Here is a 10,870-nt window from a genome sequence, read left to right as displayed (position 1 = left end):
AAATCACTGTCCGCGACTTACCGGAATCGCTGTCCGGGACTTTCCGAAACACGCACACCGGCCATTCTTCGGTCGCCCGCGCCGCATCGAGGATCAGTGTCAGGGTCGCCGCGCGGCTGGGTGCGCTCGTTGGGGTGCCTTCATCCCTTGCGAAGAGCAGTGTCTCATAGAAAAGCCGCTCTTCGCCTTCAGCATCGATCCGTGAGGGTATGATGGGCTCGAGACGGTCCAGATCGCGCAGGCTGACATGGGGCTGAGCGATTTTGCGGCGCAGCAATTTCGCGAGATCGGGGCCGATCGCTTCGGCAAAGAGCGTGGCTGCGCGGCGGCCCAGATCGCGTGTCGCGACCTGGATCCCATGTCTGTTCAGGGTAAACAGGCCCATTTCCGCCATCTGGCTGTAATAGGCGCCGCCGAACACGCCGAGCGACTGGCGCAAATAGCGTTCTTGCGAGGGGTCGCTCGAGGCCGCAGCTTCGAAGTCGATGATGCGGCCTGAGGCAGCGAGGCGCCGGTTCGCCCAGTCGATCCCGCCCACGCCGGTTTCGCCGGCCTGCGCGGAGACCAGGGCATAGAGCGCCTCGGCACGCCTGACCCATTTGCGCCATGCTTCGAAATCACTTGTCGCGCCGCGGCGTGCATAGGCCTCGCTCAGCCAGCAATAATAGCCATAATAGCGCATGCGCAGCGTGACGTTGCTGATGCCCGGGAGCAAGGATTGATAGAGGAGCACTCCACTATTCTGCATGCCCAGTGGATCGAGCCCGCGCTTGTCGGCTCGATCGGTCCATTGCGGTAGTAGATTCATCGCCCCTCAATGACTGTTCGGGCCTATGGCCTCATTTCTTCCCCGTAATTACCGCAAGTGGAGCGATGATCAATCGAGAGGATCGGGCTGCACCTCTATTTGTGATGCACTGGCGATGGAAAGCAATGCGACACAGGCCAATACGAGCCCCGCGAGTCCGAAACAGAGATCACCCACGATGCGCCATGACAGAACACCCACGATACCGCCGAGAAGAAAGGACAGGACGGTGCCGATATGCAGGAGCAACCGGGTCTTGACCGCCTGACGATCTTCTCTTGCTTTCTGTCCACGCAGGATATCGATCATGCGCGCAAGACCGATGCCGATATCGGTCGACATCCCCGAGACATGGGTCGTTCGCACACGGGCATTGGAGATATGCGTGACGATCGCGTTCTGCAGTCCCATGAGGAAAGCCAGCCCGAGGATGAGCAAGGGGACGCCGGCTTCGCGATCGAGGGCCGTTCGGGAAATGCCGAGCATGGCAATCATCACGCCTTCGGCAAGGATGACACGCGCATAGATGGTGACGATGCCGCGCCGCAGGCCCTCGCAGATCGTGAGCGTCGAGACCATGGCGCCCAGGATGAAGGAAAGAATGACGGTGAGGTAGCCCAGGCCACGGCTCCATTGCCCCATGGCAAGCAGGCTCGACATGGCGGACACATTGCCGGTCATATTGGCCGAGAAGAAGCCAACTTCATGAAAGGCGGCAGCATTGAGGCCGCCGGCCACGGCGGCTAGCGCAAAGGCGAGCCTGCGATCGTGGCGACTGTCACGTGCATCGCCTTGCAGGATCAACATGATGCAGTTCCTTGTGCTGGCTGGATACGAACGAGCTTCGTTCGTGCGCTGCCGCCGCGCAGCAGCTCAAGAGCGGAAGCCGGCTGCCCCAGTGCTTCGGCGAGCAGGCGCAGGATCGCCATATTGGCTTTGCCGTCCTCGGGTGTCGCGGTGGTTCGTATGATCAGTTCGGATGCGCCGGAGCCGGACGGCAGAAGGACTGCATCAGCCGAGGCATTGGGCGTCGCGCGTATTGCGAGGCGACCTTGTGCATCCGCCGGTTCGCGAATGGCCGCCGCGCAGGGCATGGGGATCTTGCGCCGCGCCATCAGCGCTTGCGCACGAACTCGGCGCGCAGGACGAGGCCCTTGATGCCGTCGAACTTGCAATCGATTTCCTGGTCATCGCCAGTCAGCCGGATGGACTTGATGAGGGTGCCGCGTTTGAGGGTCTGTCCGGCGCCTTTCACGTCCAGATCCTTGATGAGGGTGACCTGGTCGCCATCGGCAAGCAGATTGCCGAAGGCGTCACGAACCTCGACCTGGGTGGTGGCGCGCTGCTTCTCGGCCAGTTCCGAGGCCGGCATCCATTCGCCGCTCTCCTCGTCATACACATAATCGTCGCTGCTATCCGTCATCTGTCCTTGTCCACTTCAAGTCTCAACGATGCGCCTGAGCGCAATCACGCAAGCGCACCCCGCGCCCGGTGCCTTGGCTGGATGCTTTTTCGCCGATCAACTCGACGCCTTCGCGCTCCAGCGCCGAGACGACCTTGACCAGTGTCTCGACGACGCCGCGCACCTGCCCGTCCGATGTTTCCATCCGTTGGATCGTGGGCAGCGACACGCCCGCCAGTTCGGCGAGGCGCTTCTGGTCGATCCCGAGCAGCGCGCGCGCCGCCCGCATTTGCTGGGAGGTAATCATCCGAGCCGTATGATGTATAAAACATCATAATTCAACCTTACAAAATTATGATCCATGTGTTAGCAAGCACTCCTGTCCTTGATGCTCAGGGCGAGGATGAGTTTGTGACCACCAAAGCAAAGCGCGTGGGCCGTTCCGATCCCACAAAGAAAATTATAATGCGATGACGACGGCCCGGCGGTTCATGGGATTTCTTCTTCTGCAGAATTTGCTGCTGAACGATTTCGTACGCGAGGGTCTGGCCAGGCAGTCGCTTGGGCGTGACGAAGCCGAGAGGCTTTCCCGGCTGCAGCTACTGAACGCAGATGAACTCGCGCGATGGGAGCGCGATCTTTCAGTCCCCCCCGGCGAATTTGCGTTGAGGAAGACACGACATGGATGACGCCATTCGGCCGATCGAACCAAGTTTAGCTTGCAGCGACGCCGATCTCGATCAGTTTCACGACCTGGTCTTCGACATGAGGCTCGAACGGCCCGAGCCGGGTTCTAACCTTCAGGACCGGTTCAATCGCTCCGGACATATTCCGATCGCTCTCGATGCCCCGTTCGGCTCCACGGGACCCATGCTCTTCCGGTTTGGCGACATGCTGTCGCTGTCTGCCCGATTGCGACATCACGGTCGTGGAAATCGATCCCGAAGTTATCGCGCTCAGAGATCGGTTCCATGTCCCAGCGGACGATCACCGTTTCCGGGTCATCTGCGCCGATGGCGTGGATTATGTGGCGCAGGCCGAGGGCCGACCCGACATCCTGTTTCTGGACGGCTTCGACAACCGCGGACTTCCCCTGGCCCTGAGCGAACGCGCCTTCTATGACAGCTGCCGCAAGCGGCTCGGGCGCGCCGGTCTGCTGGTAGCCAACCTCTGCGACAATTCAATGGCATTCACCGTTCTTCAACACCGTATTGCCGGCAGCTTCGATGGACGGGTCATAGGCGTGCCCGCCGAGCAGTACGGGAATCGCATTGTGTTCGCCTCCTGCGATCCGGCATTCCCTCCGCCGTGGCCCGTGGTTAAACAGGCCGCGGCAGATCTCAGTTGCCGCGGCTCCGTGGATTATATGCTCAAGGCACGACGGATCGAGCCCGCCTTACAGCGTTGGATCCCACGCTAGACGTCAACACCGCCTTATTCGCGCGAGGCATGGTGCAATCGCACTAAGGCCTTTAGGCCGTCGTCCAGCTAAGAAATTGGGCAAGCCAGTGACGTTCGCGTAATCTAGGACCCCGCAGGGCAAACTAGAATCTGCTTCCCGATCGCCGCCCGACTTTCAAGGGCGCGGTGCGACTCAGCCGCCTCAGCCAAGGCAAACTTCCTTCCGATCTCAACATTGAGACGTTTATCACTGATCCATTTAAACAAATCATCCGCACGATCCTGCAGGATGTCGCGATTCTCGATAAAATCCCTCAAGCCCGGCCTTGAAAAAGAAATCGATCCCGCACGCTGGAGCACCCTTGGATCGATCGATTCAACCGCGCCACTAGCCGCACCGAACAGAACAAAAAAACCACGGCGCCGAATAGATGCAAGGCTCAGTTCAAACGTGTCGCGGCCGACGCCATCATACACGACGCTCACGCCTTTCCCTTCCGTGAGACACCTCACGCTGCCAGCGAAATCCTGATCCGAGTATAGTATCGTTTCATCGGCTCCTGCTGCACGCGCAGCCTCAGCCTTTTCGGCGCTGGAAACCGCAGCAATGACCTTGGCCCCTCGGATTTTTAGTATTTGAGTCAGCAGTAGACCAACGCCACCAGCGGCAGCATGAACCAGGACTGGCGTGCCCTCTTTGATCGGCGCGATGTCATGGGCAAGATAATGGGCTGTTAATCCCTGCGCCAGCACAAGGCCCGTTTCGATATCGACCTCAGCAGGGATTTTAACAGTAAAAGCTGCGGGGGCCGCGACAACTTCTGCATAGCACGCCTCACCAAGAATCCACCCAACCCTGTCGCCCGGCACGAAACCCGTAACATCCTCCGCGACGGCACGCACTATGCCTACGCCCTCGTCGCCGGGGAAAAACGGCATTGGAACGCTTTCGTTACCCCGAGGATGAATTCCGCGGCGCAGATGGATATCCAGGAAATTCACCCCGACTGCATGCACATCAACAAGTATAGTGCCCGGCTTAAGAAACGGCTCTGGAACCTCAACGACTTTGAGGACTTCCGGGCCGCCGGGTTCATCGACGCGAATGGCAAGCATCATTGATCTCCAAAATTGACGGGCGCGCCCCGCCTCACCACCGTCATCACAAAAAACGCAATGAGAATGCGCGGCGGGGCGCCCTGCAGACTGACGTCAATCCTCGTTGATCACCATATTGCGCAATATTCCGACCGACGAGACTTCGACTTCGATCACGTCGTCCTTCTTCATCCAGAGAGGCGGACTACGTCGAGCTCCAACGCCACCCGGGGTGCCCGTCGCAATAATGTCGCCCGGCGCAAGCGGCGTCCATCGTGAGATGTAAGATATCGCGGTCGGAATATCATAGAGCATGAGGTCCGCCGTCGTTTTCTGCACAGTCTGGCCATTGAGACGCGTTTCGAGTGCAAGGTGCGTTGGATCTGGAATTTCGTCGGCCGTGACTATCCAAGGTCCCAAAGACCCCGATTTCCAGAAATTCTTGCCAGTCGACGCTGAATGTTTCTGGTAGTCTCGGACGCTGCCGTCAAGCATGATGGTATAACCAAAAACGTGGCTGAGAGCGTCTTCTTTAGAGATATGCCGTCCGGCTTTCCCAATGACAACAGTAATCTCGCCTTCATAATCGAAATGGTCTGAAACACGGGGTTTCACAATGTCTTCACCCTGGCCGACGAGTGCGTCGGGGAGCTTGGTGAACAGCGACGGATTTTCGGGGAGATCATTGTGAGTCTCTTCCACATGATTGCGGTAGTTTAGCCCAAGACAAATCAGCTTTGCGAACGGTGGGACCGGAGGCATCAGTGAAAGGCTTTCGAGTGCGATTGCCTCTCGGGCGTTCTCGCGCAGTTCATGAAGTTGCGAGATGTCGAGTCTGGGCAGATCGAAGTCGACCGTTGCGTGCGGGGCAGCCACCCACGGACTTACAATATGGGCAATTTGATCGGCAATGATTGCAGAGGCGATACGCCCATCATTTGCCACTTTTGCGATGCGCATTTCTTCTCTCCTCAATTCAAGATGGTAAGTAGACGGGCAGATACAACCGGCTGAAATGCAACCATTTTTGCTGCTAATTGTGTACCTCGTCTCGTCACGCCGACTCTGCTGCGTGACCGTTAGAGCCGAGAACACCCGGGCCATAATCAGGCAATCGCGACAGAGCGCGTGCGGCGATAGCGAAACATATCATGGCGAATACAAGCGCCAGCCATGTGGTCATGCCAAGCGCTCCAGCCAATCCCCCACCGTTTATTTGAGCATGCTGGGCCAGGATCGAGACAAGAAGCGGACCAAGGCCAAGGCTGAGCAGGCCACTAAGAAGAAGGTAAAGTGCCACCATACGGGCCCGCATCATCGCGGGTGTAATATACTGGACAAGCAGCGGGGAGAGGACAGCGCTCGCTGAAAGCCCGGCCATGGTAATTGCAATGACGAGCAACACACCCATAAGATCTTGCATGCCTATCCCAAGAGCCAATACCGGGCCGCTCAGCGCAGCGTAGGCAATAGCAGCATAGACGACCCCCTTTTCCGGCCGGCCACCCCCCATCCTCCGGACGACCCAAGTTACCGACAGGGTACCCAAGACGCTGCCCGATACGGCCGCCAGCCCAAACAGCGCGCCCGCTTGCGCCGACGTAACGCCGTGATCCCTCACTAGATACGTCGGAGCCCAAGCAATGAGGCTCATGGCAATGCCAAGCATGAACCCAATCCCGCAAAAAAAAGAGATATAGATGCCGCGATATTCCCATGCATGTCTTGCCGCGTGAACGAGCGATGCAATAGAATGACGATCATCCTTTTCTGAACGTCTGGACGGCTCGTCAACGAAATAGGCAAAGAGGCCCGCCGCAATGAAGCCGGGTACAGCCACAATGACCAGAGTCAGCCGCCACGGCGCCACGTCCGTCGCAGAACTCAACCATCCCCCTGCTATGACCGCCGCAGCGCCGATGATGAGTGCGCCTGATCCCATCACTGCCCCAACCATCGAATAGATGCTGGTGGGAAGCGAACGACGGTCACGCGGAAAAAGGTCCGCAATCATCGAAATTGCCACAGGTGTGAGAACCGCCTCACCTATGGCGACACCGGCGCGGCTACATAGTAGGACTACGTAGCTCTGCGCGAAAGCTGCTAAAAGCGTGGTGCTGCTCCAAAGCAAGACCCCACAGAGCAAAATCTGCCTGCGGTTGCCGCGGTCGACGAGATGGGCAATCGGTATTCCACAAATTGTATAGAGCAATGCAAAGCCCAGGCCAAACAGAAGACCCACCTGGACGTCGGAGAGACCAAGATCAGCTTTCAACGGATCGACAATCAAAGCGATTATAAGCCGATCTACGAACGAAATCGCATAGAGAACGCAGAGCAATCCGACGGTTGTCCAACGTTCCTCGTTATAAATTTCGCCACGAGGCTTCCCAAACGGCAGTGCGTGGACCTTGTTTCTGTTCTTCCGCATATCAGAATCCGAAAGGCATGAGATAGCGGGTCATCCGAGCGGAGTGCGCAACAGGGAATTGACCCGGGTCAGTTGGCGTCGCGCGCCCGCCGCGCAAATTCCTGCGATGGGCGACAAGCTTCTTCGTGCAGACCCTGGCGCCGCCCCGGCGATTGCGCCACGCCCAAAGACGGCTATGTGCGTGACCGCGCCTGTCGAAGGATAAGGTACCAGCGGACATCGAGGCCGCGCGACGCTAAGAAAAACCGCACGCTGCCAGCGAGCTCTCGCAGGGCAGCCTGATCGCGCCAGCACGAAGAGCCTATTGAGCGCACAATTTCGACAAAGCTTCCGACCCCTTGAGCGGCCCCAGATAGCCATATCGCCCTCCCCGGTTATTTTTCTGCATGCAACGATACCTATTGGTGCATGCATATGACGTCAAGGATGAAATGGGAGGCGATTCATGGCATGCAACAAACGCTGCCACGACAATGGCGGCCATAGAAACGCTATCAGGAGATTTGGAACAGTGGTTGTTAGCCGAGTGGAGGCCGTTACGTTGGCGTTACGCGATCTCATTCTTTCAGGAGAGATTGAGGCTGGCGCGAGAGTGGCTGAGATTGCCCTAGCGGATAAATTGAACGTTTCCCGAACGCCAGTCCGGCTCGCGCTGCAGGTTCTGGAAGGCGAAGGACTCGTCGTCCCCGCCCCCAACCGGGGATATGTGGTGCGACGAATCACGACGTATGACGTCCTCGCAGGCTTCGACGTTCGCGGCACTCTTGAGGGACTGGCCTGCAGGATTATTGCCGAAGCCGGACTCAAAAGAAGCGACGAAGCTGCACTGGCGCAGTGCCTCGAAGAGGGCGAAGCGATTTGCGCAATCGGTCATTTCGACGATGTTCTGATGCAGCGCTGGGTCGATATGAATATGCAATTTCACCAAGTGATCCTGAAGGCGGCTGACAACGCTACCCTGACTGCCGCTCATGAACTAGTCTGCCGCCACCCCCTGGTCGGACCGGCCTCACTTGCCTTTTCTGCCGACCGGCTCGCCGAAAGTTTCCGGACAACAAGCGAAAGCCAATCCCACCATCGCACGATTGTCGGCGCGCTGCGCAACGGCGAAGGGGCTCGTGCCGAATTCCTGGCCCGGGAACATATTCATCATGCGCGCGAAAGCACGGCTCAATATCTCAAGGCCCGTGCGAATGCCGCACTGGGTGACGAAACACCCAACCCGCTTAGCCGATGACATCAGAAGTTCACCTTGACCAAACCGGCTCATTGTATATTACTGCATGCAATTGTCGCGTGAGCGGCATCATACCGTAAATAGGGGAGCATGCAGGATGGCACCAATTGATAGCCCAGTTCTGATCGTCGGTGGAGGCCCCGTTGGGCTCGCACTGGCGATCGATCTTGGGTGGCGCCGCATTCCGACCATCCTTGTCGAGCAGGATGGCCCGGATGCGCGCCTCGAACATCCGCGGATGGATAATGTCGGAATCAGGACGATGGAGTTCTGTCGCCGTTGGGGAATCGGCCCTGCTGTGCAGCAGGCAGGTTTTCCATGCGACCTGCCCATTTCAATCGTTTACACAACAGGCGTCCTCGGCCATGAGCTCGCGCGCGATGAATATCCAGACAAGGCGACGGCAGTCCCGCCGCCATTCAGTCCGGAGAAGCACGAACTGTGCCCACAGAATTTTTTCGATCCGGTACTTCAGGCAGCTGCAGCGTCAAACCCCGAGACTCGCCTACTCTACAAGCACAAGCTGGTAGGTTTTGAGCAGCATGACGATTACGTTGATGCCATTGTGGAGGCTCTTGACGACGGCAATCAACTGCAAATTCGTTCGTCTTATCTGGCCGCCTGCGATGGCGCAGGTAGTTTTGTTTCGCAGCAGCTAGGGATAACCCCATCCACGGCGTCTGTTCTAAGTTGCAGCACGAATATATTCATTCGCTGTCCGGCGCTTGCCCAGCGCACCACCGGGAAGCGCGCCTATCGATACATTCTCATCGGTCCCGAAGGCATTTGGGGCAGCATGGTCAACATCAACGGCCGCGACGTCTGGCGCCTGCAATTGATCGGGTCTGACGCTTGGCCTGCGTGGAGCCCCGAGGAAATCGATGCATTCGTCAAGCGCGGGATCGGCGCTGATGTCGATTATGAATTGTTATCCTGGCTACCCTGGTCACGGCGGGAATATGTGGCTTCGCGTTTCCGCGAAGACCGCTGCTTCCTCGTTGGAGACGCGGCGCATCAACTTTCGCCGACCGGCGGGTACGGCATGAACACCGGCATCGCCGAAGCCGTCGATTTGTCCTGGAAGCTCGCAGCCGTCATCGAGGGGTGGGGAAGGGAAAGTCTGCTGGATAGCTATGATATCGAGCGACGGCCCATCGCGGCGCGCAATGTGCGGCAAGCATCGGAAAATCTGGCATCTATGCGCAGTGTACCTGCCGAACCCAGGCTGCTTGATGAAGGCCTCGAAGGAACCGAGGCACGCCAGGCAATCGGGACGTTTACCCAGGCGGCAATGCAACGCGAATGGAAGTCATTCGGCATCCACTTGGGAGCGGTTTACCGCTCATCACCGCTGATCCTCGAAGAGGAAGATGAGGATGAGTATGTCGAACAGGACGTTATGCATTTTGGCCAGAGCGCGCGGCCGGGTGCGCGAGCGCCCCATGTATGGCTGAGTCCGGGAAAATCCATTCTCGACCTGTTCGGCCGCGGATTTGTGGTGCTGGATTTCAGCGGCACAACGGAATCGGCTCTTGCGGACCTTCTAACGGCCCTGCGTCTGGAAAACATTCCGATGAATCATGTGCCGATCGAGCATGCCGAAGCACAGGCGCTATATGCGCGCCGTTACGTGATCGTTCGTCCCGACGGTCATGTCACATGGCGTGGAAACCATCTGCCAACCGATACAGATAAACTCATTAAGTGCCTGCGCGGCGACGAGGCATCTTCGCCCGCACATGCATCAGCGAAACACGAACCGGAGATGAAGGTAGGAGGCATAGGATGACTGACAATTCATCACTCTTGGCGCAAAGCGAGAAATTGAAGACCCTGAAGTTGGGCACTGCGGCATTGCCTAATCCCTGGGTTTCAGAGATCGTGCTCCAAACCAATCAATATGATTGGATGAAGCTCTGGTACGAAGCGGTGCTGGGAAGCGACTGGTTCCTTGAGAATAAACCTGACACTAGTGTCACGGTGGCCAATCATCATGGGGACGGTGGCAAGCAGGTGCATGCGAAGGATGTGCGCTCTTGCTTTATGCGATTGGTGACCACGTATCCTTATAGTGTCGTGTTTGCGCTGTTCGAAATCACAACATTGAGAACCGCTCCCACGGACGATCCTGGCCTCAACCATATGCAATTGAAGCATCCCGATCTTGAGACATTGATCCGCCGGATCGAGCTTTTGCGCGACGCGGACATTCATCCACATCGGTCAGCCAATCACGGGCCGATGACAAGTTTTTATTTTCGCGATCCTGATGAAAACATTATCGAACTCTGCATCGACAATTTTGAAAGTCCCGCCGACATGGCGGCCTTTATTCAATCGGACGCCTTCAAGGCCAATCCTTCTGGCATCGATATAGAAAGAGACGAATTTATTGCCCGCTTCCGAGCGGGAGTAGCGAGAGAAGAGTTGCTAGCGATTTGAAGCGCCCCGGGTTTTCCGGAGGCTCCAATTTGTGAGAAGGAGCTTTCGTGA

The 10,870-nt window shown here is 57.6% G+C and carries 12 protein-coding genes; 4 read left to right on the top strand and 8 right to left on the bottom strand.

Annotation, left to right across the window (positions count from 1 at the left end; translation table 11 throughout):
• From V7066_RS28395 to V7066_RS28375, 5 genes are all read right to left on the bottom strand, one after another.
• On the bottom strand, nt 1-733 hold a 733-nt coding region (locus V7066_RS28395; RefSeq protein ID WP_334186282.1), incomplete at its 3' end, for a hypothetical protein.
• A 144-nt stretch (nt 734-877) separates the two neighbouring features.
• On the bottom strand, nt 878-1,615 hold the full coding sequence (locus tag V7066_RS28390; protein WP_334186281.1) for a YoaK family protein: 738 nt from the start codon (nt 1,613-1,615) through the stop codon (nt 878-880).
• Complete coding sequence (locus V7066_RS28385) at nt 1,609-1,923, bottom strand: DUF167 domain-containing protein (protein WP_334186280.1); 315 nt, start codon at nt 1,921-1,923, stop codon at nt 1,609-1,611. Before V7066_RS28385 ends, V7066_RS28390 begins: the two co-directional genes overlap by 7 nt.
• Nucleotides 1,923-2,231, bottom strand: a complete 309-nt coding sequence (locus tag V7066_RS28380) for a zinc ribbon domain-containing protein YjdM (protein WP_334186279.1) — start codon at nt 2,229-2,231, stop codon at nt 1,923-1,925. Before V7066_RS28380 ends, V7066_RS28385 begins: the two co-directional genes overlap by 1 nt.
• A 22-nt stretch (nt 2,232-2,253) precedes the next feature.
• The gene (locus tag V7066_RS28375) at nt 2,254-2,517 is read right to left on the bottom strand and encodes a helix-turn-helix domain-containing protein (protein ID WP_334186278.1); all 264 of its coding nucleotides are present in this window, start codon (nt 2,515-2,517) and stop codon (nt 2,254-2,256) included.
• Between the two features lie 621 nt (nt 2,518-3,138).
• Here V7066_RS28375 and V7066_RS28370 point away from each other — a divergent pair.
• Nucleotides 3,139-3,630: a hypothetical protein gene (locus tag V7066_RS28370; protein WP_334186277.1), complete on the top strand. Its 492-nt coding sequence runs from the start codon at nt 3,139-3,141 to the stop codon at nt 3,628-3,630.
• Nucleotides 3,631-3,734: 104 nt separating this feature from the next.
• Here V7066_RS28370 and V7066_RS28365 read toward each other — a convergent pair whose 3' ends face one another.
• From V7066_RS28365 to V7066_RS28355, 3 genes are all read right to left on the bottom strand, one after another.
• Nucleotides 3,735-4,730, bottom strand: a complete 996-nt coding sequence (locus tag V7066_RS28365; RefSeq protein WP_334186276.1) for a quinone oxidoreductase family protein — start codon at nt 4,728-4,730, stop codon at nt 3,735-3,737.
• A gap of 93 nt (nt 4,731-4,823) precedes the next feature.
• Complete coding sequence (locus V7066_RS28360) at nt 4,824-5,669, bottom strand: fumarylacetoacetate hydrolase family protein (protein ID WP_334186275.1); 846 nt, start codon at nt 5,667-5,669, stop codon at nt 4,824-4,826.
• A 94-nt stretch (nt 5,670-5,763) separates the two neighbouring features.
• A complete protein-coding gene (locus V7066_RS28355; RefSeq protein WP_334186274.1) occupies nt 5,764-7,140 on the bottom strand; it encodes an MFS transporter in 1,377 nt (458 codons plus the stop codon).
• A gap of 445 nt (nt 7,141-7,585) precedes the next feature.
• Here V7066_RS28355 and V7066_RS28350 point away from each other — a divergent pair, with 445 nt between their 5' ends.
• The 3 genes from V7066_RS28350 to V7066_RS28340 all read left to right on the top strand — a co-directional run bounded on the left by V7066_RS28350 (nt 7,586) and on the right by V7066_RS28340 (nt 10,819).
• Nucleotides 7,586-8,377 (top strand): GntR family transcriptional regulator, encoded by a 792-nt coding sequence (locus V7066_RS28350; protein ID WP_334186273.1) that lies wholly within the window; start codon nt 7,586-7,588, stop codon nt 8,375-8,377.
• A 97-nt stretch (nt 8,378-8,474) separates the two neighbouring features.
• Nucleotides 8,475-10,166: an FAD-dependent oxidoreductase gene (locus V7066_RS28345; protein WP_334186272.1), complete on the top strand. Its 1,692-nt coding sequence runs from the start codon at nt 8,475-8,477 to the stop codon at nt 10,164-10,166.
• The gene (locus V7066_RS28340; protein ID WP_334186271.1) at nt 10,163-10,819 is read left to right on the top strand and encodes a VOC family protein; all 657 of its coding nucleotides are present in this window, start codon (nt 10,163-10,165) and stop codon (nt 10,817-10,819) included. The genes V7066_RS28345 and V7066_RS28340 overlap by 4 nt, the downstream gene beginning before the upstream one ends.
• Nucleotides 10,820-10,870 lie beyond the last annotated feature (51 nt).

Source organism: Novosphingobium sp. (genome assembly GCF_036820275.1).
GTDB lineage: Bacteria > Pseudomonadota > Alphaproteobacteria > Sphingomonadales > Sphingomonadaceae > Novosphingobium.
The sequence above is the reverse complement of the archived record's forward strand: the minus strand, read 5'-3'. Positions and strand labels throughout refer to the sequence as shown.